Below are 24,996 nucleotides of genomic sequence, written 5' to 3' on the forward strand. Positions count from 1 at the left end.
CCGCGCGACGACCGTCGTGACGACCGCGGTGGGTTCCGTCGTGACGACCGTCCGCGCTACGACCGCCCCCGTGAGGACCGTCCGCGCGATGACCGCCGTGACGACCGTGGTGGATTCCGTCGTGACGATCGTCCGCGTGACGACCGCCGTGACGGCCCGCCCCGTGGGCCGCGGCGGGACGACGACCGTGGCGGCTACCGCCGGGACGAGCGTCCCCGCGGCCCGCGTCGTGAGGACGATCGGGGCCAGGGCGGCCGCCGGCCGTACGTGCAGGGGCGTGGGCGGTTCGAGGACACCCGGGGCCGCGACGAGCGCCGTGAGGAGCGGGAGCCCGTCAAGCGGCTGCCGATCCCGGACGACGTCACGGGCCAGGAGATCGACCCCAGCGTGCGTCAGGAGCTGATGAGCCTGCCGAAGACGCTCGCCGAGGACGTCGCGCGGAACCTCGTCATGGTGGCGCGGCTGCTGGACGAGGACGCCGACCTGGCGTACGGCTACTCCAGGGTCGCGCTGCGACTCGCGTCCCGGGTCGCCGCCGTGCGTGAGGCGGCCGGGTTCGCCTCGTACGCCACGGAGCGGTATGCCGAGGCGCTGGCCGAGTTCCGCGCCTGCCGCCGGATGACGGGCACGGTCGACCTGTGGCCGGTCATGGCGGACTGCGAGCGCGGCATGGGGCGTCCGGAGCGCGCGCTGGAGATGGCGGGTGCTTCCGAGGTGCACAAGCTGGACCGCGCGGGTCAGGTGGAGATGCGCCTGGTGGCCGCCGGTGCCCGGCGTGACATGGGCCAGAACGACGCCGCCGTCGTCACCCTGCAGAGCCCCGAGCTGGCGTCCAACGCCGTGCACCCGTGGACGGCACGGCTGCGCTACGCGTACGCCGACGCCCTGCTCGCGGCGGGTCGTGAGGAGGAGGCGCGCGAGTGGTTCGCCAAGTCGCTGGAGGCCGACCAGAGCGGCAGCACGGACGCGTCCGACCGGCTGGCGCAACTGGACGGTGTGGCCTTCGTGGACGCGCTGGACGACGCCGACGACGAGCAGCCGGCGGCGGATGAGGCCGCCGCGGAGGATCGCGACGGCGGCGTGGACGTCGCGGACGGCGTGGACGGCGGGAACGCCGCGGATGACGAGGTCACCGGGGCCGGCGACGACGAGGGCCGCAAGGACCGCGAGGCCGGTGACGCCGGGGAGCCGGACGTCGACCTGACCGACGAGGCCGACCCGACGGCGTTCCTCGACGACCCGTTCAAGGAGCCCTCCAAGAACACCGAGGGCTGATAGCCGGTGACGAAGGGCGGCATCCGCATGACGCGGATGCCGCCCTTCGTGTTGTGCGGGGTCAGGCGGAGGTGCCGTCGAACTCCAGGCTGCGCAGCACCAGGCCCGTCGCCGGTTTCGGGCCGAACGACGTCGACTTGCGCGGCATCGTCACGCCCTGCTTGGCGAGGTCGTGCACGACGCTCTCGCGCACGGGGTGGATGAGCACGGCGGTGCCGCCGAACTGCTCGGCGTGCTCGACCGCGGCCTCCGTGTCGTGGATGTAGTGGATGTGCTCAGGGGCGTCGGGCACTTCCCAGATCCGGTCGAGGAGCAGGCTGTGCAGCACGGTGGCGTCCAGTTGCCGCCACTCGGCGGGGCGGTCCGCCGGGACGGCCCGGGCGAGGGCCTCGGGTTCCGGCCGGTCCAGGAGGTGGAAGCGGCCGTCGCCGGTGAGCAGGAACGCGTTCCCCTCGGCGGCCGCGGCCTCCAGAGCGGCAAGGGCCTCCGGCAGGGGTCCCGGCAACTCCTGTACGCGGAAGGCGTCGCGGACCGCCTCGACGGCCCGCGCGACGGGCAGTTGCGGCAGCACGCGGTGGATGGCGCGGACCCGCAGCGGGTAGCGGGTGGTGTCGACCAGCAGCACCAGGCCGTAGTCCCACGGGCTCGGGGCCTCGTGCTCGGCCTGCAGCAGCAGGTACGTGGCCCAGCGGTGGTGGCCGTCGGCGATGACGGCCTGGTGCCGGGACAGATCGGCGTCGACCGCCGCGATCGCCTGAGGATCGGTGATCGCCCACAGCCGGTGGTGGATGCCGTCCTCGGTCGTCGTGGCCAGCAAGGGCGGGTCCGCGACGGTGCGTTCGACGACCTCGGCCGCTTCCCCGTCGTCGCCCTGGTACGCCAGCAGCAGCGGTTCGAGGTTGGCGGCCGTGGCGCGCATGAGAGCCGCGCGGTCGGCGACCGGGCCGGGCATCACGTCCTCGTGCGGCAGCACGATCCGCTCCTCGGGCGGGGTCAGCCGCAGTGCGCCGATGAGGCCGCGCTGCACGTGATCGCCCTCGCGCTGCTCGTACACGTACAGGGCGGGCTTGGGGTCGAGGGCCAGGACGCCCTCCTCCTGCCATTGGAACAGCGCCCAGGCGGCCTTGCGGTGCCGGCCGTCCGGGGGCTCGGCGGTGGGCAGGATGAGCCGCACGACGTTGTGCGGGTCGGCTGTCTCCAGGTGCCGCTGCCCCTCGGGCCGGACGACGACGTCGTACGGTGGCGAGGTGACCGCGGCCAGGCTGCCGACCCGCTCTGGGACGTAGCGGAGCGCGCGGAACGGCGCCAGCCGCAAGCCCCGCACAGCGGGTCCGGAATTGTTCATCCGGGCATGCTACGCGGGTCATGTCCGCGAAGTGCGCCGAGTGATCGACGACATACGAGGAGCGACCGCCCGATGAACCCCCGGACCGGCCCGGCCGGCAGTGAAAGTCCTCTTGACCAGGCGTACGACACGGCTCTGCTCGACCTCGACGGAGTGGTCTATGCGGGTGGTGACGCGATCGCGCACGCCGTCGAATCGCTCGGCGTGGCGCGGGAGCACGGCATGCGCCTGGCCTACGTGACCAACAACGCCGCCCGTACCCCGCGGACCGTCGCGGAGCACCTGACGCGGCTCGGCGTGCCGGCCGAGGCCGGCGAGGTCATCACCTCCGCCCAGGCGGTGGCCCGGCTGATCGCGGATCAGGTCCCGGCGGGTGCGCGGGTGCTCGCGATCGGCGGCGAGGGACTTCTGGAGGCCTTGCGCGAACGCGGGCTCCAGCCGGTCGACTCGGCCGACGACGACCCCGCAGCGGTGGTGCAGGGATACTCGCCGGAGGTGGGCTGGGGGCAGCTCGCCGAGGCCGCGTACGCGGTCAACCGCGGTGTGCCGTGGTTCGCGTCCAACACCGACCTGACCATCCCGACCGCGCGCGGTACGGCACCGGGGAACGGCGCGCTCGTCGAGGTCGTCCGCATCGCGACGGGCGGCGACCCGCAGATCGCGGGCAAGCCGCTGCCGCCCATGCACCGCGAGACGGTGATCAGGACCGGCGCGCGGCGGCCGCTGGTGGTGGGCGACCGGCTCGACACGGACATCGAGGGCGCCCACGCGGGCGGCGTCGACTCGCTGCTGGTGCTCACCGGGGTCACCACCGCGGCGCTGCTGCTCGCCGCCCCGCCCGAGCACCGGCCCACCTATGTGGACGCGGACCTGCGCGGCCTGCTCACCTCGCAGCCCGAGGTCGAGGACGCCGGTGAGGGCGCCTACCGCTGCGGGGGCTGGACCGCCTCGGTGGGCGACGGGGCGCTGGTGCTGCACCGTGACGACGACGAAGGCGAACCCGTGGACGGGCTGCGGGCGCTGTGCGCGGCGGCCTGGACCCGGGCCGGGGGCGGCTCCTGCGACCTGGACGCGGGGAAGGCGCTGGACCGGCTGGGGCTCTAGCTACAGGAGCTTGCGCAGCCGCAGCAGGTCGCGGAAGCCCGCCTCCAGCTTGACCCTGCCGCCGCCCCAGGCCTTCGCGAAGTGCAGCCTGCCGTCGACGAGCGCGACGAGGTCGTCTCCGGCCATGGTGAGCCTTATCTCGGCGCGTTCGTCCGGCAGGCCCTGCACGGTGACGACGTCCTGGATGCGGCCGTCCACGAGACGTCCCACGAAGGTGACGTCGAGATCGGTGATGCGGCAGCTGAGCGAGCGGTCGAGCGCGGCCGCGCTGTGCAGGTCGCCCTCGGCCCCGGCGAGGTTCTCGGACAGCCGCTCGAGCGCGCTGCGGCACTCCTCGATGGTCGCCATGGGCTGTGCGTCTCCCGTTCGGACGTCGTCTCGTGCTGGTGCTGATCGACCGTACCGCAGTGGACCGTCGGGGAGATGCGGCGCCATAGGCGGTAGCGTCGTGAGCAACGAAGTCTGGTGAACTGGCGAAGGCGAGGAGTGAGGGCGTATGCGGGACGCGTTGCGGACCTGTCTGCAGATCGCGGGCGGCCTGACCGAGGCCACCCGGCGACGAGCGGTCGGTGCGGCGAAGGAACTGCTCGACCAGACCGGGATAGACGTCGACGCGGTCCAGCGGAGCATCGGCGAGCGGATCCCGCCCGAGGTGCAGACGCTCGCGGACGAGCTGATGGCATCCGGACGGGCCAACCGCGACCTGCTCGTGGGGCTCATCCGGGAGGAGATCGACAAGGCGATGAGCCGGGTCGGGCGGCTCGCGGACGAGGTGACCAAGGTCGGTGTCGTCCTGGAGGCCCTGGAACGCCGCATCCGCAACCTGGAGGACGACGACCGTGAGCCGGCCTGGGCCGGCGTGACGGACGACGAGCCGGACCCGGGCATGTACGTGCCGCCGCAGCCGCCGGTGGAGCACGTACCGGTCGACGGGCAGGCGCCGGCGTCCGCGCCCGCGCCCGGGAGGAAGCCCGAACCGACGGGCGCCGCGGGGGTCACCCCGGTGGCGCGCAAGAACGCCGCGCCGGCGCACCCTCCGACGGCGTCCGAGGCGTCCGAGGCGCCCGCGGCTCAGGAGCCGGTCGGGACCGCGGGTGCGGGTGCCGTACCGGTCGCGCGCAAGAACGCGGCCCCGGCCAAGGCACCCGCGCCGAAGAAGGCGGCGCCTGCCGCGAGGAAGACCGCCCCCGCCAAGAAGGCGGCCCCGGCGAGGACCGCGGCCCCGGCGAAGAAGGCGGCGGCCTCCGGAACCGGCACCGGCTCCACGGTGAAGAAGGCCGCGCCCGCGGCGAAGAAGGCCGCGCTCGCGGCCAAGAAGACCACGCCCGCGGCCAGGAAGACCGCCGCGGCCACGCCGGCGAAGAAGACGGCACCCGCGGCGAAGCAGGCCACCCCGGCCACCACCCCCGCCAAGAAGACCGCGGCGGCGTCCCGCACCTCCGCGCCCGCGAAGAAGACGGCCGCCACGAAGTCCACGGCCAAGAAGGCCGCCCCGGCCAGGAAGGCCGCGCCCGCGAAGAAGACGGCGGCGCGCTCGCAGGAGGCGAAGGGACGTGACTGAGACCGGGCTCGAGGGCGTGGTCCCCGCGCCCGGACCGGAAGCCGCGGCAGGGGCCGGGACGGCCGCCGGGGCGCCGGCCCCGGCGGAGGCGGTCGGCGACGCCGGGCCGCGCCCGCTGGGCGTCGTCCTGGACGCTACGGGGAATACCGAGGTGGACGCCGTCCTTGTCCGCCTGCAGGATGCCGACCTGCTTCCCACCGAGGACCACGTCGAGGTGTACGAGGATGTACACCGTGGGCTGCGCGACACGCTCACGAGACTCGACGACGACAACAGGAGCTGAACCTCACGTGGCACGACGCCGACTCGACGCCGAGCTGGTGCGCCGGAACCTCGCCCGCTCGCGGGAGCACGCCGGGCAGCTGATCGCCGACGGCCGGGTGACCGTGGGCGGGACGACCGCGACGAAGTCCGCGACGCAGGTGGAGACCAGCGCCGCGGTCGTCGTGGCAGAGGACGCCTCGGACCCGGACTACGTGTCCCGCGGCGGGCACAAGCTGGCGGGGGCGCTGGCGGCGTTCGTGCCGCTGGGTCTGCGGGTGGAGGGGCGCCGTGCGCTGGACGCCGGGGCGTCCACGGGCGGCTTCACCGACGTCCTGCTCCGCAACGGCGCGGCGCGCGTCGTCGCCGTCGACGTCGGCTACGGGCAGCTCGCGTGGTCGCTGCAGAGCGATGAACGCGTCACCGTGAAGGACCGAACCAACGTCCGCGAGTTGACGCTCGGGCAGATCGACGACCAGCCGGTGGACCTTGTCGTCGGCGACCTGTCCTTCATCCCGCTCGGGCTCGTCCTGCCCGCGCTCGTACGCTGCGCCGCGCCTGACGCGGACCTGGTCCTGATGGTCAAGCCGCAGTTCGAGGTGGGCAAGGAGCGACTGGGCAGCGGCGGTGTCGTCCGCAGCCCTCAGCTGCGCGCCGAGGCCGTACGACAGGTCGCCGGGCAGGCGGCCGCACTGGGACTGGGGGTGCTGGGCGTGACCGCGAGCCCGTTGCCGGGACCGTCGGGGAATGTGGAGTACTTTCTGTGGCTGCGCGCCGGGGCGCCCGAGCTCGACCCGGCGGATGTCGACCGCGCTGTGGCGGAGGGGCCCCGTTGAGTGAGACGCACGAGACACACGAGGTGCCCGGGACGTCCGGCCGCACCGTCTTCCTGCTCGCGCACACCGGGCGGCCGGCGGCCATCCGCAGCGCCGAGCGGGTGGTCCAGGGACTGCGGCGCTGCGGCATCGGGGTCCGGGTGCTGGCCGAGGAGGCCGAGGACCTGACGCTGCCGGGCAACGGCGCGGTGCAGCGGGTGCAGGAGATCGGCCCGGAGACCGTCGCGGACTGCGAGCTGATCATCGTCCTGGGCGGTGACGGCACGCTGCTGCGGGGCGCGGAGTTCGCGCGGGCCTCCGGGGTGCCGATGCTGGGGGTCAACCTGGGCCGGGTCGGCTTCCTGGCTGAGGCCGAGCGCGACGACCTGGACAAGGTCGTCGATCGCGTGGTCACCCGCGACTACGAGGTCGAGGAGCGCATGACGATCGACGTCCTGGTGCGCAACGACGGCCGGGTCGTCCACACCGACTGGGCGCTGAACGAGGCGTCGGTGGAGAAGCAGGCGCGCGAGCGGCTGCTGGAGGTCGTCACCGAGGTCGACGGCCGTCCGGTCTCCCGCTTCGGCGGCGACGGGGTGGTGATGGCGACCCCGACCGGCTCGACCGCGTACGCCTTCTCGGCCGGCGGGCCGGTGGTCTGGCCCGAGGTCGAGGCGCTGCTGATGGTGCCGATCAGCGCGCACGCCCTCTTCGCGAAGCCGCTGGTGACCTCGCCGAGGTCGGTGCTGGCGGTGGAGGTGCAGCCGAAGACCCCGCACGGCGTGCTGTGGTGCGACGGGCGGCGGTCGGTGGACCTGCCGGCCGGGGCCCGTGTGGAGGTCCGGCGGGGGGCGGTGCCGGTCCGGCTGGCGCGGCTCCACCACGCCTCCTTCACCGATCGGCTGGTCGCGAAGTTCGCGCTGCCGGTGGCGGGCTGGCGGGGCGCGCCGCACTGAGTTTCCCCTCAGGGGTGAGGCCCGTCGCGCGGCGGCCCGCAAACCTCGTATGGTCGTATCCGTGTTGGAGGAAATGCGGATCCGGTCGCTGGGAGTCATCGAGGACGCCGTGGTGGAGCTGTCGCCCGGCTTCACGGCGGTGACCGGTGAGACCGGCGCGGGCAAGACCATGGTCGTCACGAGCCTCGGGCTGCTGCTGGGCGGCCGTGCCGATCCCGGTCTGGTCCGGATCGGGACGAAATCGGCGTCCGTCGAGGGACGGATCACGCTGGGTGCGGGCGCGCGCGCCGCCGTGCGGGCCGAGGAGGCGGGCGCCGAGCTGGACGACGGTGCGCTGCTGATCAGCCGTACCGTCTCCGCGGAGGGCCGTTCCAGGGCCTTCGTGGGCGGGCGCACGGTCCCCGTGGGGCTGCTGGGCGAGCTGGCGGACGAACTGGTGGCCGTCCACGGCCAGACCGACCAGCAGGGCCTGCTGCGGCCGGCCCGCCAGCGGGAGGCACTGGACCGGTACGCGGGCGACGCCGTCGCCGTGCCGCTGGCCAAGTACGCGGCCGCCTACCGGCGTGTGCGCGAGGTCGCGGGCGAGCTGGACGAGCTGACCACGCGGGCCCGCGAGCGGGCCCAGGAGGCGGACCTGCTGCGCTTCGGCCTGGAGGAGGTCGCTGCCGCCGAGCCGCTGCCCGGCGAGGACGCCGACCTTGCCGCCGAGGCGGAACGTCTCGGCCACGCCGAGGCGCTCGCGTCGGCCGCGGCCCTGGCGCACGCCGCGCTCGCGGGGAATCCCGAGGACCCGGAGGGTGTGGACGCCGGGATGCTGGTCGCGGGCGCCCAGCGCGCCCTGGAGGCCGTCCGCTCCCACGACCCGGCGCTGGCCGCGCTCTCGGACCGGATCGGCGAGATCGGCATCCTCCTCGGCGACGTCGCCGGTGAGCTCGCCGGGTACGCCGACGACCTGGACGCCGATCCGCGGCGGCTGGCGGCCGTGGAGGAGCGGCGGGCCGTCCTCGCCCACCTCACCCGCAAGTACGGGGACACGATCGACGCCGTCCTGGCGTGGGCCGAGCAGGGCGCGGCCCGGCTGGGCGAGCTGGACGGCGACGACGAGCGGATCGCGGAGCTGACGGCGGAGCGCGACGCGCTGCGCGCGGAGCTCGGCGACCTCGGCCAGGCACTCACCGACGCGCGCGCGGAGGCGGCGGAACGCTTCGCCGCGGCCGTCACGGCGGAACTCGCGCAGCTTGCGATGCCGCACGCCCGCGTCGGTGTCGCCCTCCGGCAGACGGAGGACGCGGAGGGCATCGAGGTCGGCGGCCGCCGGGTCGCCTTCGGCGCGACCGGCGCGGACGAGGTCGAGCTGCAGCTCGCACCCCACCCCGGCGCCCCGCCCCGGCCCATCGCCAAGGGCGCGTCCGGAGGTGAGCTGTCCCGTGTGATGCTCGCCGTCGAGGTCGTCTTCGCCGGGTCGGACCCGGTGCCGACGTATCTGTTCGACGAGGTCGACGCGGGCGTCGGCGGCAAGGCGGCCGTCGAGGTCGGCCGGCGCCTGGCGCGCCTGGCGCGGACCGCGCAGGTCGTGGTCGTCACGCACCTGCCGCAGGTGGCCGCGTTCGCGGACCGGCAACTGCTGGTCGAGAAGACCAACGACGGGTCCGTCACGCGCAGCGGGGTGCGCGTCCTGGAGGGCGAGGAGCGCGTGCGGGAGCTCTCCCGGATGCTCGCCGGCCTGGAGGACTCGGAACTCGGCCGCGCCCACGCCGAGGAACTGCTGGCCGCCGCCCGCGAAGCACGCTGACGCGCGCCGTCGCCGCGGTACGGGGCGCGCGGCCCCGCCCGCTGCGCCCGGCGGCCCGCCGACCGCGGTCGTGGGCCGGGTGACGCGCTGGTGCGGTTCGCCCCCGGGAGGAGGTTTCCGCCGGGCGCCGCAGGCACCGCCGTCCGGGACGCGCGCGTGCCACGCCCGACGGCGGGTACCCCGGCTTACGGGTGCGCGGTCGGCGTGATGGGGGAGTGGGGGGCACTCGTAAGGGTGGTCCCGCGTACGTGTGGCCGGGTGGGGGTGGGGCATCGCTCCCTGGATGGCCTATCGGCCTGGCATCCTTGGGGGAGCAGACCCGCCGCCCTCCGCACGATGCCGAGTCAGGAGCCCTACCCCGCGTGAGCAGTTCACCGAGCCCCTTGCACGGGCAGCTGCACGCCGTCCACGTGCTGGGCGAGACGGCGCGGGCCCATGTCGCCTCCGTGGCGGGTGGGTTGGTGGCACGCGGCGTGCAGGTGACGGTCTGCGGGCCGGGCGAGGCGGAGGAGCGGTACGGATTCGGGGCCGCGGGGGCGCGGTTCGCACCCGTCGGGATCACACGGCGCTCGCAGCCGAGGGCCGACGCGGCCGTGGTCACGGCGCTGCGGGCGGCGTGCGCCGGCGCGGACGTGGTGCACGCGCACGGGCTGCGGGCCGGACTGCTCGCCACGATGGCGCTCAGCGGGCGCCGTACGCCGCTCGTGGTGACCTGGCACGGCGCGGTGCTGGCCGAGGGGGCGCGGGGCCGGGTGCTGAGACTGCTGGAGCGCCGGGTGGCGCGGGCGGCGGCGGTCGTGCTGGGCGCGTCGTCGGACCTGGTGGACCGGGCCCGTTCGGCCGGGGCCCGGGACGCCCGGCTCGGGCCGATCGGGGTGCCGGCGCCGCCGCGGGTCGCGCCGTCCGTGGAGGCGGTGGCGGAGGCGGAGCGGCGCCGGCAGAAGACCCGGGACGAGTTCGCCGTGGGCGAGCGGCCGTTGCTGCTCGCCGTGGGCCGTCTGGAGCCGCGCAAGGGGTACCACCTGCTGCTGGACGCGGCCCACGGCTGGGCGGGGGCGGCCCCGGCGCCGCTGCTGGTCGTCGCGGGCGAGGGCTCGCTGCGTGAGGAGCTCCAGGAGCGGATCGACGCCGAGGAGCTGCCGGTGCGGCTGCTCGGCCGCCGCGACGACGTGCCTGAACTCCTGGCCGCCGCCGACGTGGTGGTGCTGCCGTCGCGCTGGGAGGGGCGCTCGCTGATCGCGCAGGAGGCGCTGCACGCGGGGGCACCGCTGGTGGCGACCTCCGTCGGTGGCACGCCCGAACTCGTCGGCGAGGCGGCGGTGCTGGTGCCGTACGGGAATCCGAAGACGCTCGCCGACACCGTCACGCGTCTGCTGGGGGACCCGGCACGGCGTGCGGGGCTGGCCGCGGCCGGCCCCTCGCAGGCCGCCACTTGGCCGACCGAGGATGACACGGTCGCCCAAGTGCTCAGCATCTACGACGAGTTGACGTCCTGCTGAAGGCCGCCGCGGACGACGGCCCGGTGATCAGCCGCCGTACGCGCCGCTCGCGGTCAGCCGCAGCGCCGTGTCGATCAGCGGCACGTGGCTGAAGGCCTGCGGGAAGTTGCCGACCTGCCGCTGCAGCCGCGGGTCCCACTCCTCGGCCAGCAGGCCGAGGTCGTTGCGGAGCGCCAGCAGCTTCTCGAAGAGCCTGCGGGCCTCGTCGACCCGGCCGATCATGGCGAGGTCGTCGGCGAGCCAGAACGAGCAGGCGAGGAAGGCGCCCTCGTCACCGGGCAGGCCGTCCAGGTTCTCGCCGCCGGGCGGGGCGTCGGTCGGGTAGCGCAGCACGAAGCCGTCCTCGGTGGACAGCTCCCGCTGGATCGCCTCGATGGTGCCGATCACGCGCTTGTCGTCCGGCGGCAGGAAGCCCACCTGCGGGATGAGCAGCAGCGAGGCGTCCAGCTCGCGCGAGCCGTAGGACTGCGTGAAGGTGTTGCGTTCCTTGTCGTAGCCCTTGTCGCACACGTCGCGGTGGATCTCGTCGCGCAGCTCGCGCCAGCGCTCCAGCGGGCCGTCGACCTCGCCGGACTCGATGAGCTTGACGGTGCGGTCGACGGCGACCCAGGCCATGACCTTGGAGTGGACGAAGTGCCGGCGCGGGCCGCGGACCTCCCAGATGCCCTCGTCCGGCTCGTCCCAGTGGTCCTCCAGGTACTGGATGAGCCGGATCTGCAGCAGCGAGGCGTAGTCGTTGCGGGCCAGACCGGTCATGTGCGCCAGATGCAGGGCCTCGGTGACCTCGCCGTAGACGTCGAGCTGCAGTTGGTGGGCCGCGCCGTTGCCGACCCGCACCGGGATCGAGCCCTCGTAGCCGGGCAGCCAGTCCAGCTCGGTCTCGCCGAGCTCGCGCTCACCGGCGATGCCGTACATGATCTGCAGGTTCTCCGGGTCGCCCGCGACCGCGCGCAGCAGCCACTCGCGCCAGGCGCGGGCCTCGTCGCGGTAGCCGGTGCGCAGCAGGGAGGACAGGGTGATCGCCGCGTCGCGCAGCCAGGTGAAGCGGTAGTCCCAGTTGCGGACGCCGCCGATGTCCTCGGGCAGCGAGGTGGTGGGGGCGGCGACGATGCCGCCGGTCGGCCCGTACGTCAGGGCCTTGAGCGTGATCAGGGAGCGGACCACGGCGTCCCGGTAGGGGCCGTGGTAGGTGCACTGGGCGACCCACTCGCGCCAGAAGTCCTCGGTGGCCTCCAGCGACGCCTCGGGCTCGGCGAGCGGGGGCGGCTCCTTGTGCGAGGGCTGCCAGCTGATGGTGAAGGCGACGCGGTCGCCGGGCGACACCGTGAAGTCGGCGTACGTGGTGAGGTCCTTGCCGTACGTCTCGACATCGGTGTCGTGCCAGACGGAGTCGGGGCCGGCGACGGCGACGGTGCGCTCGCCCACCTTGTGCACCCAGGGCACGACCCAGCCGTAACTGAAGCGCATGCGCAGCGCGGACCGCATCGGGACCCGTCCGCTGACGCCCTCGACGATCCGGATCAGCTGGGGGGCGCCGTCACGCGGCGGCATGAAGTCGATCACGCGGACCGTGCCGCGGGGGGTGTCCCACTCGGACTCCAGCACCAGGGAGTCGCCCCGGTAGCGGCGCCGGGTGGCGGCCGGGGAAGGGGTGCCGTTCGCGTGGGCGGGGCCGAGCCGCCAGTAGCCGTGCTCCTCCGTGCCGAGCAGGCCCGCGAAGATCGCGGGGGAGTCGAAGCGGGGCAGGCACAGCCAGTCGACCGTGCCGTCCCGGCACACCAGGGCGGCGGTCTGCATATCGCCGATGAGTGCGTAATCCTCGATACGCCCGGCCACGTAGGTCTCCCAGTCGAACGACGGCGGCGCCCCTTGGGACTGGGGCGGTGATTGCGGTCTGTGGATCTGTCGACGAGCTCTTTTCCGGGAGCGGGCGGGGTAGTGCCGTGCCGGTTCACTCGCATCGAATCGATGTGTCCGAGCAGGATACGACGTCAACGCGGGCTGTGCGGAAGACCTGACCGCCCCGCTGCGCCGGTCGGGTGCATTTTGTCGTACCAAACTCCCGGTGACCGTATTTTCGGCAGAGAGCCGTCCGCGCCGTCTGGTGCGCGTCACTGATACCCTGGTAGCCCGTGGGCCGGTGGCCTGAACCACTGAACCGCCGCGACGACACCCCTCTTCACCACCATGGTGCCGTCCCGACCACCACCTCGCGACCACGGGAGCCCCCTGTTGGCACTGCCGCCCAAATCCACGACGACCAAGCACCTCTTCGTCACGGGGGGTGTCGCCTCCTCGCTCGGCAAGGGCCTGACCGCCTCGAGCCTCGGCGCACTGCTCAAGGCCCGGGGTCTGCGCGTCACCATGCAGAAGCTCGACCCGTACCTCAACGTGGACCCGGGCACGATGAACCCCTTCCAGCACGGTGAGGTGTTCGTCACGGACGACGGCGCCGAGACCGACCTGGACATCGGCCACTACGAGCGCTTCCTGGACGTGAACCTCGCCGGCTCGGCCAACGTCACGACCGGCCAGGTCTACTCCTCGGTGATCGCCAAGGAGCGGCGGGGCGAGTACCTCGGCGACACCGTGCAGGTCATCCCGCACATCACCAACGAGATCAAGTCCCGCATCCGGCGCATGGCGACCGAGGACGTGGACGTGGTGATCACGGAGGTCGGCGGCACCGTCGGCGACATCGAGTCGCTGCCCTTCCTGGAGTCCGTGCGGCAGGTCCGGCACGAGGTCGGCCGGGACAACGTCTTTGTGATGCACATCTCACTGCTCCCCTACATCGGCCCGTCCGGCGAGCTGAAGACGAAGCCGACCCAGCACTCCGTGGCGGCGCTGCGCAGCATCGGCATCCAGCCCGACGCGATCGTGCTGCGCGCCGACCGCGACGTGCCGACGTCCATCAAGCGCAAGATCTCGCTGATGTGCGACGTCGACGAGGAGGCCGTGGTCGCCGCGATCGACGCCCCGTCGATCTACGACATCCCCAAGGTGCTGCACACCGAGGGCCTGGACGCGTACGTCGTCCGGAAGCTGAACCTGCCCTTCAGGGACGTCGACTGGACGCAGTGGGACGACCTGCTGGGCCGGGTCCACCAGCCCGAGCACGAGGTGAAGGTCGCCCTCGTCGGCAAGTACATCGACCTGCCCGACGCCTACCTGTCGGTGACCGAGGCGCTGCGCGCCGGCGGCTTCGCCAACAACGCCAAGGTCAACATCAAGTGGGTGACCTCGGACGACTGCAAGACCCCGGCCGGCGCGGCCCGTCAGCTCGGGGACGTCGACGCGGTCTGCGTGCCCGGCGGCTTCGGCGACCGCGGCGTGGAGGGCAAGGTCTCGGCGATCACCTACGCCCGGGAGAACCGCATCCCGCTGCTGGGCCTGTGCCTCGGCCTGCAGTGCGTGGTCATCGAGGCGGCCCGCAGCCTGGCCGGCATCCCGGACGCCAACTCCACCGAGTTCGACCCGGCGACCTCGCACCCGGTGATCTCCACCATGGCCGAGCAGCTCGACATCGTCGCCGGCCAGGGCGACCTCGGCGGCACCATGCGGCTGGGCCTGTACCCGGCGAAGCTCGCCGAGGGCTCCATCGTCCGCGAGGTCTACGGCGGCGAGCCCTACGTCGAGGAGCGGCACCGGCACCGCTACGAGGTGAACAACGCCTACCGCGGCGAGCTGGAGAAGAAGGCCGGTCTGCAGTTCTCCGGCACCTCCCCGGACAACACCCTGGTCGAGTACGTCGAGTACCCCCGCGACGTGCACCCCTACCTGGTTGCCACCCAGGCGCACCCCGAGCTCAAGTCGCGCCCGACCCGCCCGCACCCCCTGTTCGCGGGTCTGGTCGCGGCCGCGGTCGAGCGCCTCAAGGGTTGATCGATACGGTTGCGGGGGCGGGCCGGCGTACGGCCCGCCCCGGCACCGCGTACGGAGGGCACCATGCTGAAGGACACTCCCGAGGAGTGGCGGGTCACCGCCACCGCCACCCCCTTCACCGGGAAGAAGACCAGCGTCCGCACCGATGACGTCGTCATGCCCGACGGCAGCGTGGCCCGGCGCGACTACCAGGTCCACCCCGGCTCGGTGGCCGTGCTCGCCCTCGACGACCGGGACCGGGTCCTGGTCCTCAAGCAGTACCGCCACCCCGTGCGGATGAAGCTCTGGGAGATCCCCGCGGGGCTGCTCGACGTCCCCGGCGAGAACCCGCTGCACGCCGCACAGCGCGAGCTGTACGAGGAGGCGCACGTCAAGGCGGAGGACTGGCGGGTGCTCACCGACGTGTACACCACGCCGGGCGGCTGCGACGAGGCCGTGCGGATCTTCCTGGCCCGGGGCCTGTCCGAGGTGGAGGGCGACCGCTTCGAGGTGTCGGAGGAAGAGGCCGACATGGAGTTCGCCCGGGTCCCGGTGGACGAGCTGGTCCGCGGCGTCCTCGCCGGGGAGCTGCACAACAACTGCCTCGTGGTCGGTGTGCTCTCGCTGCAGGCCGCCCGGGCCGGTGACGGCCTGGAGGCGCTGCGCCCGGCCGAGGCCGAGTGGCCCGCGCGCCCGTTCTCCGCGTGACCCGTTCGGTCTGACCATCCGATCGTCCGAGAGGGTGATCATTGGCTGGATCCGCCGCGTCGCGTACGGGGGTTGGACCCCCGCCGTGAACTAGGCTCATGCCGTTCGTAGGAGAACGGGAGTGGGCCCGTGGCGGATCACGTGCTGGACGCCGACGCATCGGCGGCGGCCTCTGACGACGGCCCGTGGGAGCCGGCGTCGCGGACCGCGGCACACGGCACGTTGCCCCCCGGCCTGCCGGGATTCTTCGGCCGCCGCCGAGAGCTCGAGGAACTGCGCGCCGACATCGACCGGCCGGGCCTGGCGGCCCTGCGCGGCCAGACGCCCGACGGGAGCCGGGTGCTCCTCGTGGCCGGCCGGCCCGGCTCGGGACGCACGGCGCTGGCCGTACGGCTCGCCCACGAGGTGGCCGACCGCTACCCCGGCGGTCAGTTCTACGTACGGCTCAGCGAGAACGACGGCCGTCCCGTGCCGCCCGAGCACTCCGCCCGCGCCCTGCTGCGCGCGATGGACGTCGAGGCCGAGCCGGCCGCGGAGGCCGAGGAACTGCTCGCCGCGCTGCGCACCGCGCTGAACGGACGCAAGGCCGTCGTCGTCCTGGACGACGTCGTCGACTCCCGGCAGCTGCTGGACCTGATGCCCAAGGGCTCGGGGAACCTGCTGGTCGCCACGGCCGAGGGGCCGCTGCCCGGTGTCCACGACGTGCGCCCGTGCACCCTGGGCGGGCTCGACCCGGCGGCGTGCGTCGACCTGCTGGCCGAGGCCGTGGGGCGGGTGCGGATCACCAACGACCCCCGGGCCGCGGAGGGCCTGGCGCAGGAGTGCGGGGGCCACCCCGCGGCGCTGCGGCTCGTCGCCGCGTGGCTCGCCGCCCAGCCCCGTACCTCTGTCGCCGAGGCCACGCGGCGGCTGCACGCCGAGGCCGCCGAGCCCGCGCCGGGACGGGCCGCGGCCGCGGTCTCCGGCGGCGGCGCGGCCACCCGGGGCAACGGCATGCTGCGCGCCGACGTCGGGCACCGCACGGGCAGCGGCCCGCTGCCGGAGGCGCTGCGCGGTCTGGCCGCCGGCGACGGGCAGGCACGGGTGCTGCGCCGGGCGGGCGCCGTCGCCGACCCGGCCGCGAAGGCGGCCGGCGGCCCGGACGCCTCCGGGGAGGCGAAGGAGAAGGGGAGCGGCACCCCACCGCCGACCCCGCGCGCCACGCCCGCCCCGGAGCTGCTGCGCGCCTTCCGCTTCGTGTACGGGGCGCTCTCGCCCGCCGTGGCCCGCATGCTGCGGCTGCTCGCGCTCGCCCCCTCCGGTCTGACCGACGCGCAGACCGCCTCCGCGCTGGGCGGCTGCTCGGTCGAGGCCGCGCAGGCGACGCTCGCGGACCTGGCCGCCTGCGGGCTGCTGCACCCCGAGCCGGCGGCCCGCGACCTGCCGGCCCAGTACCGTGTGCCGGGCTGGCTGACCCCGCCGCTGCGGGCGCTGCTGGAGAGCACGGAGAAGCCGTCCGAGACGCAGCTCGCCCGCGCCCGGATGCTGGAGCGCACGGTACGGCTGCTGCACGCGTGCCGGATGTGCCTGGAGGGCGAGACGGAACCCGACGGGCTGCCCAAGTCGCTGCGCTTCCCCAGCCGTCCGGTCGCGGCCGGGTGGCTGCGGGTGCGACTGCCGGTCCTGCTGGCCGCCGCGCGGCTGGCGGTCGCGGACGGCGAACTGGACACCCTGGCCCGCCGCCTGATGGCCGCGCTCGTACGGGCCCTGGCCGCGGATCCGGACGGCGGTGCGACGGCGCCCGAGCGCTACCGGCTCCACCACCTGGTGCTGGACGTCGCCGAACGGCGCGGACTGCACCGTGAGAAGGCGGCGGCGCTGCTGAACATCGGCGACCTGGACGTCGAGGCGGCCCGGCCGCTGGACGCACTCGACCGCTACCGGGCCGCGCTGGTCGCCTCCCGGGAGGCCTATGACGGGGACGCCGAGGGCCGCGCGCTGGAGGCCATCGCCGGGACGTACCTGGAGCTGGACGACCCGCAGCGGGCCTCCGACTGGTACGGCAGGGCGCTGGCCCTGCGGCAGGCCCGTGGCGAACTGGTCCACCAGGCGCGGCTGCACTCCCGGCTCGGCGCCCTGTTCACCTATACCGGACGCTACGGCCCCGCGCTGCGCGAGTGGCGTGCCGCGGCGGCCGCACACCGCCGGCTGAAGGACCTCCCCGCGCAGGCCCGCGCGCTCAGCGAGGTCGCGAGGGTCCAGGAGTACGCGGGGCATCCGGAGGACGCCCTGCGGACCTGCCGCGACGCCCTGTACTGGGCCCGGCAGGCGAAGGAGCGGCGCCTGGAGGGCGCGGTGCTGCTGCGCATGGCCGACACCCTGGACCGACTGGGGGACCCGGCGGGAGCCCGGTTGCAGCGGGCCGCGGCACGCCGGCTGCTGCCGGCCGACGAGATTCCGCAGCCCGAGGAGGGCTGAGGGCCCCTGTTTCCGGGGCCGAGGGCCCACCGGGGACCCTCAGATCGCGCCGTAAGCGGGCTGTACCTACGAAACTGCCAATACCTTCGCTGAAAGTAGTCACTTTGTAAGGCTGGACAGTGACTCTTCCTTCACTACACTTGGTCACACCGCAGAGCATCGCGGTCAGGTCCGACATACCCCGTGATCGGGTGACATGTCCGGAGACCTGCCAAAACCCTCCACTCCCGTGAACAGGACCGTGATCGACGTGAAGGTCGGCATCCCCCGCGAGGTCAAGAACAACGAGTTCCGCGTGGCCATCACCCCCGCCGGCGTGCACGAGCTCGTCCGAGGCGGCCACGAGGTGTTCGTCGAGCAGGACGCCGGCCTCGGGTCGTCCATCCCGAACGAGGAGTACGTCTCCGCCGGTGCGACCATCCTCCCCACCGCCGACGAGGTGTGGGGCGTCGCCGACCTGGTGCTGAAGGTCAAGGAACCGATCGCGGAGGAGTACCACCGGCTCCGCAAGGGCCAGACCCTCTTCACCTACCTGCACCTGGCCGCGTCCCGTGAGTGCACCGGCGCGCTGCTGGAGTCTGGCACCACCGCGATCGCGTACGAGACCGTCGAGCTCGCCAACCGCCAGCTGCCGCTGCTCGCCCCGATGTCCGAGGTGGCAGGCCGGCTCGCCCCGCAGGTCGGCGCGTACCACCTGATGCGCTCGGCCGGCGGTCGCGGCGTGCTCCCCGGCGGCGTGCCGGGCGTGGCCCCGGCCAAGGCCGTCGTCATCGGCGGCGGTGTCTCAGGCTGGAACGCCGCGCAGATCGCCGTCGGCATGGGCTTCCACGTCACGCTGCTCGACCGGGACATCAACAAGCTGCGCGAGGCCGACAAGATCTTCGGCACCCGGGTGCAGACCATCGTCTCCAACGCCTTCGAGCTGGAGAAGGCGGTCCTCGACGCCGACCTCGTCATCGGCGCGGTCCTGATTCCGGGTGCCAAGGCCCCCAAGCTCGTCACCAACGAGCTGGTCTCGCGGATGAAGCCGGGCTCGGTGCTCGTCGACATCGCCATCGACCAGGGCGGCTGCTTCGAGGACTCCCGTCCCACCACGCACGCCGACCCGACCTTCGCGGTGCACGACTCGGTCTTCTACTGCGTCGCCAACATGCCGGGCGCGGTGCCGAACACCTCCACCTACGCGCTGACCAACGCGACGCTGCCCTACATCGTCGAACTGGCCAACCGCGGCTGGCGCGAGGCGCTGCGCCGTGACGCCGCGCTCGCCAAGGGTCTCAACACCCATGAGGGCCAGGTCGTCTACGGCCCGGTCGCCGAGGCGCACGGCCTGGACGCGGTGGACCTCGCCACCGTTCTCGGCTGACGGCCGCCTCATCGATTGATCGATTTTCCGCGTCGGCGTCAACTTGTCGCCAATCCGGTACGCACGGCCGGGTCTTGAGTCCCAAGACCCGGCCGTTCGCGTGGAACCATACTGTTTTGCCGATTCGTCCCCCCGTGAAACATCCCCGGCGTCGTCGTTACACCCTTGACAGTGAGACGTTCGGTTGCCGACACATCGTGCCGTGTCCGGTGGATTGTGTTGCTGTGAACCACCGACACGCCATAGAGTCGCCAACCGTCGGCATGCTGCAACGCTGACCTATTGAGAAGTTTCCTGGTCACCAAGGAGGTAAGACGACTTGTGAATGAGTCGACATTTGCTCCCGGGGGTGGTCAGCCAGGAATGACCGTGCAGACGGACGGTTCCGCACGACTCGGACCGGTGGCCTCCGTGGCCGTCCGGACCTTCGAGGCACGCAGGGCCGGCACAGACAACGAGACGCGTTACGCGAACCCCATGGCGCAATACGAAGAAGAGCTGCAGGACGGTCAGTTCTACGACCCCGACGCGGAGTACGAACCCGACCCCGAGTACGCGGCCACCCTCGCGCCCGACGCGGCGCGCCAGCGCCGCGAGCGCGTCGGTCCCACCGGCCGCCCGTTGCCGTACTTCCCCATCCCCGGCCCGCTGACGGACCACGGCCCGGCGAAGATCATCGCGATGTGCAACCAGAAGGGCGGCGTCGGCAAGACGACGTCCACCATCAACCTGGGTGCCGCGCTCGCCGAGTACGGCCGCCGCGTCCTCCTGGTCGACTTCGACCCGCAGGGCGCCCTCTCGGTCGGCCTCGGCGTCAACCCGATGGAACTGGACGTCACGGTCTACAACTTGCTGATGGAGCGCGGGCTCTCGGCCGACGAGGTGCTGCTGAAGACCGCGGTGCCCGGCATGGACCTGCTTCCCAGCAACATCGACCTGTCGGCCGCGGAAGTCCAGTTGGTCAGCGAGGTGGCCCGCGAGTCCTCGCTGCAGCGGGCGTTGAAGCCGCTGCTGCCCGACTACGACTACGTCATCATCGACTGCCAGCCGTCGCTCGGCCTGCTGACCGTCAACGCCCTGACGGCCGCGCACCAGGTGATAGTGCCGCTGGAGTGCGAGTTCTTCGCGCTGCGCGGGGTCGCCCTGCTGACCGAGACCATCGAGAAGGTCAGGGAACGGCTCAACCCCGAGCTGGAGCTGGACGGCATCCTCGCCACGATGTACGACTCGCGCACCGTGCACAGCCGCGAGGTGCTGGCGCGTGTCGTCGAGGCCTTCGACGACCACGTCTTCCACACCGTCATCGGACGGACCGTCCGCTTCCCGGAGACCACGGTCGCCGGTGAGCCGATCACCACCTACGCCTCCAACTCGGTGGGTGCCGCCGCCTATCGCCAGCTCGCCAGGGAGGTGCTCGCCCGGTGTCACGCCGAGTGAGTCTCCCGGGGGCCGACGAACTGTTCCGTACGACAGGGGGGCGGGGGCTTCAGCCCTCGACGCCGCGGCAGCACGCCAACGGCGAGACTCCCGGCGCGGGTCCGGGCGGCGGCCCGGGCACCGACCCCGGCGCCCCCGGCGAACGCCCGCTGCGGCCGGTGCCGGCCCCCGCCGAGGAGCCGGCGCCGGAGGAGGCGCCCGTCCGCGATTCCGCGGCGCCCTCGGAGGCGGCCGAGCACGGCGGACGGGACACCGGCGCCGACCCCGGCGCCTCGCCGTCCCCCGCGGCCCGCTCCGTCCCCGAACAGGCGGGTCCGCCCGTGCGGCGCGGCCTGCAGGCCCCCGCAACGGGCTCCGCGGGCCCCCAGGCGGCCCCGCAGCCGCCGCAGCCCACGCAGCCCCGGCGCAAGTCCGGACGGGCCCCCAGGCGGCCCAGCGGGCGCGAGCGCCACGACGAGAAGATCACCGTCTACGTCTCCGCCGAGGAGCTCATGGACCTCGAGCACGCCCGCCTCGTCCTGCGCGGGGAGCACGGGCTCGCCGTGGACCGCGGGCGGATCGTCCGCGAGGCGGTCGCGGTGGTCCTGGCCGACCTCGAGTCGCGCGGCGACGCGAGCATCCTCGTACGCCGCCTGCGCGGCCGCTGACGCGCTCCGCGCGATACGGTGCCGTCCTCCGTACGGCCCCGTCAGCACCATCTGGACCCCCATGCCCCCCGACGACACCGCAAGCCCGCAGCGCTCCCGCCGCCTCCTCGGCCGCGGCCCCGGCGCGAACCCCGCGCCGCCCCCGGCCGCGGCCGAGGAGGGCGCGGACGGGCCGGGTGCGAGCGACGCGGCCGGTGAGTTCGGCCACACCGCGCCGCCCGCGGTGCCGCCGCCACCCGCCGCCGGCGAAGCCGGGGCGGAGGCCGCCCCGGAGCCCGAGGGGCATCCGCTCGTCGCGGACCCGCCGCCCGCACCGCAGGCGGTGGACGAAGGGCCCGCTCCCGTGCCCGAGACGGAGCCCGCCGGTGAGCCGGGCGGCGAGGACGCCGCCGCCGCGAACGACGGCCGGTTCACCGTCCGGCTGGCGAACTTCGAAGGCCCCTTCGACCTGCTGCTGCAGCTGATCTCCAAGCACAAGCTGGACGTCACCGAGGTCGCGCTGTCCAAGGTGACGGACGAGTTCATGGCCCACATCCGCGCCATGGGACCGGACTGGGACCTGGACCAGACCACGGAGTTCCTGGTCGTCGCGGCCACGCTGCTGGACCTGAAGGCCGCGCGCCTGCTGCCCGCCGCAGAGGTGGAGGACGAGGAGGACCTCGCCCTGCTGGAGGCCCGGGACCTGCTCTTCGCCCGCCTGCTCCAGTACCGCGCCTACAAGCAGATCGCCGCGATCTTCGCCGAGCGCCTGGAGGCCGAGGCGCTGCACCACCCCCGCACCGTGGGGCTGGAGCCGCAGCACGCGGAACTGCTGCCCGAGGTGGTGCTGAGCATCGGGCCGGAGCGCTTCGCGCAGCTCGCCGTCAAGGCGATGCAGCCGAAGCCCAAGCCCCAGGTGTACGTGGACCACATCCACGCGCCGCTGGTGAGCGTCCGCGAGCAGGCCGAGCACGTCGTCGCGATGCTGCGCGAACGCGGCGAGGCGAGCTTCCTGGAGCTCACCTTCGACGCCCCCGACACCCTGACGGTCGTGGCACGCTTCCTGGCCCTGCTGGAGCTGTACCGGGAGAAGGCGGTCGCGCTCGACCAGGAGGAGGCCCTCGGTACGCTCCAGGTCCGGTGGACGGGCGGCGACGAGGCGCCGGAGCAGCCGCTGGTCACCGACGAATTCGACCAGGTGCCCGCCGCCGGGAAGGACGGGAAGGGCAGGAAGGATGGCTGACGTGACGGAGGTGACCGGAGTGACCGAGGTGGCATCCGAGGCGGTCGGGGGGACCGCGCCGGCGGCGGAGGGCGCGCCCGCGGGGCTGCTCTCCGTGGCGGAGCTGGAGCTGCGCCCCGCCCTGGAGGCCGTCCTGATGGTCGTGGACGAGCCCGTCACCGAGGAGACCCTGTCGAAGGTGCTGGAGCGCCCGCGCCGGGAGATCGCCACCGCCCTCCACGACCTGGCGCAGGAGTACGCCGCCCAGGGCCGCGGCTTCGACCTGCGCCTGATCGCGGGCGGCTGGCGTTTCTACACCCGGCCCGCCTACGCCGCGGCCGTCGAGAAGTTCGTCCTGGACGGCCAGCAGGCCCGGCTCACGCAGGCCGCACTGGAGACCCTGGCGGTCGTCGCGTACCGGCAGCCGGTCAGCCGGTCCCGGGTCTCCGCGGTCCGCGGAGTCAACTGCGACGGCGTGATGCGCACCCTTCTCCAGCGGGGTCTGGTGGAAGAGTGTGGGACGGAAGCCGAGACAGGTGCGATCCTGTACAGGACGACGAACTACTTCCTGGAGCGGATGGGCCTGCGCGGCCTGGACGAGCTGCCCGAGCTCGCCCCGTTCCTCCCGGAGGCGGACGCCGTCGAGGCGGACTCCCTGGAGGGCGTCCCCTCATTCGACCCGGACTCGACGACGGATAGTTGATGCGAAGCAGTAGCGGCAGCGGCAGGAACAGTGGCGGCAACCGGAATTCCCGGGGTGCCGATGGGGGCGGCTCCCGGTCGAGGACCGGGGGACAGCGCGACGACCAGCAGAAGCGCGCGGGCCGGCCCCGTCCGGAGGAGCGCCGCTACGACGTCGGCGGCGGCTCCGGCGGAGCGGGCGGAGCGGGCGGAGGCGCCAGGCGCGGCACCGGCGGCAAGCCGGGCGGCGCGTCCGGCAAGCCCCGCAAGTCCGCCCCCGCGCGCCCCCGCGAGCTGGACGCCCAGATCGAGGAGCGCAACCGGGAGCGGCACAGCAAGCCCAAGCTGAACCTGCCCAAGACCTTCCCCGGGGCCGAGCAGGAGGGCGAGCGCCTGCAGAAGGTACTGGCCCGGGCGGGCATGGGCTCGCGCCGCGCCTGCGAGGAGCTGATCGAGCAGCGCCGTGTCGAGGTGAACGGCAAGATCGTCACCGAGCAGGGCCTGCGTGTGGACCCCGACAAGGACGAGGTGCGCGTCGACGGCCTGACCGTCGCCACGCAGTCGTACCTGTTCTTCGCCCTGAACAAGCCCGCCGGCGTCGTCTCCACGATGGAGGACCCCGAGGGCCGCCAGTGCCTCGGCGACTACGTCACCAACCGCGAGACCCGGCTCTTCCACGTGGGGCGGCTGGACACCGAGACCGAGGGCATCATCCTGCTCACCAACCACGGCGAGCTGGCCCACCGTCTCACGCACCCCCGCTACGGCGTGCAGAAGACCTACCTCGCCGCGATCAACGGTGTGCTGCCGCGCGACATCGGCAAGCAGCTGAAGAACGGCATCCAGCTCGAGGACGGCTACGCCCGCGCCGACAGCTTCCGCGTCGTGCAGCAGACGGGCAAGAACTACCTGGTCGAGGTCACCCTGCACGAGGGCCGCAAGCACATCGTGCGGCGCATGCTGGCCGAGGCGGGCTTCCCGGTCGACAAGCTGGTCCGCACCAGCTTCGGCCCGATCGCGCTCGGCGACCAGAAGTCGGGCTGGCTGCGGCGGCTCACCAACACCGAGGTGGGCATGCTCATGCGCGAGGTCGACCTCTGAGCCGTCCGGGGGTCCCCGCCGGTACGGTCCGGTACGCGTCGCGCGTACCGGACCGGCTTCCCGGCCGGCTCCGCGAAGGGTGTGCCGCGCGGCCTGCCGACGGATAAGGACTTTCCCGGAGGGCGCCGTTCCGGGAAGGATGGCGCAATGACCATCCACGCCGAACATCTGCGCGGGGCCGGGCTGCCCGAACTCACCCCGGCCCTCGCCCAGCAGGGACAGCCGTTGCTGTTCGCCACCGTCTCCGGTGCGCACCTGTACGGCTTCCCGTCCCGTGACTCGGACGTGGACCTGCGCGGCGTCCACCTCCTCCCGCTGGCCGACCTGATCGGGCTGCGGGAGGGCGAGGAGACCCAGACCCGCATGTGGGAGCAGGACGGCCTCGAGCTCGACCTGGTCACCCACGACCTGCTGAAGTTCGCCCGGCTCATGCTGCGGCGCAACGGCTACGTCCTGGAGCAGCTGCTGTCCCCGCTCGTGGTGCACACCAGCGGCGTCCACGCCCAACTCGTCGACCTGGCGCCCGGCGTCATCACCGGCCACCACGCCCACCACTACCGGGGCTTCGCCCGGACGCAGTGGGAGCTGTACGAGAAGACCGGCGAACTCAAGCCGCTGCTCTACACCTTCAGGGTGCTGCTGACCGGCATCCACCTGATGCGCACCGGCACCGTCGAGGCGCACCTGCCGACTCTGCTGGAGCACGTCACCGCCCCGGGATACGTCCGCGAACTCATCCACGAGAAGGCGGTCGCCGAGCACGGCCTCGCCATGGACCTCGACCCGCGCCGCGTCCGCGCCGACGTCGACGCCCTCCACGAGGTCCTGGACGACGCGCAGCGGGACACCCGGCTGCCCGGCGAGCCGACGGCCTACGACGCCCTCCACGACCTGGTCGTCCGTACCCGGGTGGCCGCCGCGTGAGC

The 24,996-nt window shown here is 73.4% G+C and carries 21 protein-coding genes; 18 read left to right on the top strand and 3 right to left on the bottom strand.

Annotated features, from left to right (window positions below):
- Positions 1 to 387: 387 nt before the first annotated feature.
- Positions 388 to 1,275, top strand: coding sequence for a tetratricopeptide repeat protein (locus tag B085_RS42165; RefSeq protein WP_078619874.1), 888 nt, complete (start codon positions 388 to 390; stop codon positions 1,273 to 1,275).
- Between the two features lie 61 nt (positions 1,276 to 1,336).
- On the opposite strand, the gene B085_RS0112470 is transcribed toward B085_RS42165, so the two are convergent.
- Entirely contained in the window at positions 1,337 to 2,620 is a 1,284-nt protein-coding gene (locus tag B085_RS0112470; protein WP_026250967.1) for a DUF1015 family protein, read from the bottom strand.
- A gap of 72 nt (positions 2,621 to 2,692) precedes the next feature.
- On the opposite strand from B085_RS0112470, the gene B085_RS0112475 reads away from it, so the two are divergent.
- On the top strand, positions 2,693 to 3,724 hold the full coding sequence (locus B085_RS0112475) for an HAD-IIA family hydrolase (protein WP_018558896.1): 1,032 nt from the start codon (positions 2,693 to 2,695) through the stop codon (positions 3,722 to 3,724).
- Here the strand turns inward: B085_RS0112475 and B085_RS0112480 are convergent, their stop codons facing one another.
- Positions 3,725 to 4,072, bottom strand: coding sequence for a sterol-binding protein (locus B085_RS0112480; protein WP_018558897.1), 348 nt, complete (start codon positions 4,070 to 4,072; stop codon positions 3,725 to 3,727).
- 148 nt (positions 4,073 to 4,220) lie between these two features.
- Between B085_RS0112480 and B085_RS48115 the strand changes: the two genes are divergently transcribed.
- The 6 genes from B085_RS48115 (at position 4,221) to B085_RS0112510 (ending at position 10,608) form a co-directional block, all read left to right on the top strand.
- Positions 4,221 to 5,285: a hypothetical protein gene (locus B085_RS48115; RefSeq protein ID WP_018558898.1), complete on the top strand. Its 1,065-nt coding sequence runs from the start codon at positions 4,221 to 4,223 to the stop codon at positions 5,283 to 5,285.
- Positions 5,278 to 5,568 carry a hypothetical protein gene (locus B085_RS48120; RefSeq protein ID WP_018558899.1) on the top strand — a complete coding sequence of 97 codons (291 nt, stop codon included), beginning with the start codon at positions 5,278 to 5,280 and terminating at the stop codon, positions 5,566 to 5,568. The genes B085_RS48115 and B085_RS48120 overlap by 8 nt, the downstream gene beginning before the upstream one ends.
- A 7-nt stretch (positions 5,569 to 5,575) precedes the next feature.
- Complete coding sequence (locus B085_RS0112495; RefSeq protein ID WP_018558900.1) at positions 5,576 to 6,382, top strand: TlyA family RNA methyltransferase; 807 nt, start codon at positions 5,576 to 5,578, stop codon at positions 6,380 to 6,382.
- Positions 6,379 to 7,317, top strand: a complete 939-nt coding sequence (locus tag B085_RS0112500; RefSeq protein ID WP_202471091.1) for an NAD kinase — start codon at positions 6,379 to 6,381, stop codon at positions 7,315 to 7,317. The genes B085_RS0112495 and B085_RS0112500 overlap by 4 nt, the downstream gene beginning before the upstream one ends.
- Before the next feature lie 49 nt (positions 7,318 to 7,366).
- Entirely contained in the window at positions 7,367 to 9,109 is a 1,743-nt protein-coding gene (gene recN, locus B085_RS0112505) for a DNA repair protein RecN (RefSeq protein WP_026250969.1), read from the top strand.
- A gap of 362 nt (positions 9,110 to 9,471) precedes the next feature.
- Positions 9,472 to 10,608 (top strand): glycosyltransferase family 4 protein, encoded by a 1,137-nt coding sequence (locus tag B085_RS0112510; RefSeq protein WP_026250970.1) that lies wholly within the window; start codon positions 9,472 to 9,474, stop codon positions 10,606 to 10,608.
- A gap of 27 nt (positions 10,609 to 10,635) precedes the next feature.
- On the opposite strand, the gene B085_RS0112515 is transcribed toward B085_RS0112510, so the two are convergent.
- Positions 10,636 to 12,444, bottom strand: coding sequence for a glycoside hydrolase family 15 protein (locus B085_RS0112515; protein WP_026250971.1), 1,809 nt, complete (start codon positions 12,442 to 12,444; stop codon positions 10,636 to 10,638).
- A gap of 402 nt (positions 12,445 to 12,846) precedes the next feature.
- On the opposite strand from B085_RS0112515, the gene B085_RS0112520 reads away from it, so the two are divergent.
- The 10 genes from B085_RS0112520 (at position 12,847) to B085_RS0112565 (ending at position 24,994) form a co-directional block, all read left to right on the top strand.
- Positions 12,847 to 14,493, top strand: a complete 1,647-nt coding sequence (locus tag B085_RS0112520; protein WP_106434926.1) for a CTP synthase — start codon at positions 12,847 to 12,849, stop codon at positions 14,491 to 14,493.
- A gap of 63 nt (positions 14,494 to 14,556) precedes the next feature.
- Positions 14,557 to 15,180 carry an NUDIX domain-containing protein gene (locus tag B085_RS0112525; RefSeq protein WP_018558906.1) on the top strand — a complete coding sequence of 208 codons (624 nt, stop codon included), beginning with the start codon at positions 14,557 to 14,559 and terminating at the stop codon, positions 15,178 to 15,180.
- A 129-nt stretch (positions 15,181 to 15,309) separates the two neighbouring features.
- The gene (locus B085_RS42180) at positions 15,310 to 17,637 is read left to right on the top strand and encodes a tetratricopeptide repeat protein (protein ID WP_018558907.1); all 2,328 of its coding nucleotides are present in this window, start codon (positions 15,310 to 15,312) and stop codon (positions 17,635 to 17,637) included.
- A 250-nt stretch (positions 17,638 to 17,887) separates the two neighbouring features.
- Entirely contained in the window at positions 17,888 to 19,003 is a 1,116-nt protein-coding gene (gene ald, locus B085_RS0112535; protein WP_026250972.1) for an alanine dehydrogenase, read from the top strand.
- A gap of 363 nt (positions 19,004 to 19,366) precedes the next feature.
- Positions 19,367 to 20,440 (top strand): ParA family protein, encoded by a 1,074-nt coding sequence (locus B085_RS0112540; protein ID WP_018558909.1) that lies wholly within the window; start codon positions 19,367 to 19,369, stop codon positions 20,438 to 20,440.
- Positions 20,425 to 21,087, top strand: coding sequence for a hypothetical protein (locus B085_RS0112545; protein WP_078619861.1), 663 nt, complete (start codon positions 20,425 to 20,427; stop codon positions 21,085 to 21,087). The genes B085_RS0112540 and B085_RS0112545 overlap by 16 nt, the downstream gene beginning before the upstream one ends.
- A gap of 61 nt (positions 21,088 to 21,148) precedes the next feature.
- Positions 21,149 to 22,309 carry a segregation and condensation protein A gene (locus tag B085_RS0112550; protein WP_018558911.1) on the top strand — a complete coding sequence of 387 codons (1,161 nt, stop codon included), beginning with the start codon at positions 21,149 to 21,151 and terminating at the stop codon, positions 22,307 to 22,309.
- Positions 22,302 to 22,991: an SMC-Scp complex subunit ScpB gene (gene scpB / locus B085_RS0112555; RefSeq protein WP_018558912.1), complete on the top strand. Its 690-nt coding sequence runs from the start codon at positions 22,302 to 22,304 to the stop codon at positions 22,989 to 22,991. The genes B085_RS0112550 and scpB overlap by 8 nt, the downstream gene beginning before the upstream one ends.
- The gene (locus B085_RS0112560; protein WP_018558913.1) at positions 22,991 to 24,070 is read left to right on the top strand and encodes a pseudouridine synthase; all 1,080 of its coding nucleotides are present in this window, start codon (positions 22,991 to 22,993) and stop codon (positions 24,068 to 24,070) included. The genes scpB and B085_RS0112560 overlap by 1 nt, the downstream gene beginning before the upstream one ends.
- 147 nt (positions 24,071 to 24,217) lie before the next feature.
- Entirely contained in the window at positions 24,218 to 24,994 is a 777-nt protein-coding gene (locus B085_RS0112565) for a DNA polymerase beta superfamily protein (protein ID WP_018558914.1), read from the top strand.
- The last annotated feature ends 2 nt before the right edge of the window (positions 24,995 to 24,996 follow it).

It is taken from the genome of Streptomyces sp. BoleA5 (assembly GCF_000373665.1).
Classification (GTDB): domain Bacteria; phylum Actinomycetota; class Actinomycetes; order Streptomycetales; family Streptomycetaceae; genus Actinacidiphila.

Bases quoted from the DNA above. Each gene is read 5' to 3' on its own strand.
- B085_RS0112470 (WP_026250967.1), bottom strand. From the start codon at position 2,620: ATGAACAATTCCGGACCCGCTGTGCGGGGCTTGCGGCTGGCGCCGTTC.
- B085_RS0112475 (WP_018558896.1), top strand. From the start codon at position 2,693: ATGAACCCCCGGACCGGCCCGGCCGGCAGTGAAAGTCCTCTTGACCAG.
- B085_RS0112480 (WP_018558897.1), bottom strand. From the start codon at position 4,072: ATGGCGACCATCGAGGAGTGCCGCAGCGCGCTCGAGCGGCTGTCCGAG.
- B085_RS48115 (WP_018558898.1), top strand. From the start codon at position 4,221: ATGCGGGACGCGTTGCGGACCTGTCTGCAGATCGCGGGCGGCCTGACC.
- recN (WP_026250969.1), top strand. From the start codon at position 7,367: ATGGTCGTATCCGTGTTGGAGGAAATGCGGATCCGGTCGCTGGGAGTC.
- B085_RS0112525 (WP_018558906.1), top strand. From the start codon at position 14,557: ATGCTGAAGGACACTCCCGAGGAGTGGCGGGTCACCGCCACCGCCACC.
- B085_RS0112540 (WP_018558909.1), top strand. From the start codon at position 19,367: ATGACCGTGCAGACGGACGGTTCCGCACGACTCGGACCGGTGGCCTCC.
- B085_RS0112550 (WP_018558911.1), top strand. From the start codon at position 21,149: ATGCCCCCCGACGACACCGCAAGCCCGCAGCGCTCCCGCCGCCTCCTC.
- scpB (WP_018558912.1), top strand. From the start codon at position 22,302: ATGGCTGACGTGACGGAGGTGACCGGAGTGACCGAGGTGGCATCCGAG.
- B085_RS0112560 (WP_018558913.1), top strand. From the start codon at position 22,991: ATGCGAAGCAGTAGCGGCAGCGGCAGGAACAGTGGCGGCAACCGGAAT.
- B085_RS0112565 (WP_018558914.1), top strand. From the start codon at position 24,218: ATGACCATCCACGCCGAACATCTGCGCGGGGCCGGGCTGCCCGAACTC.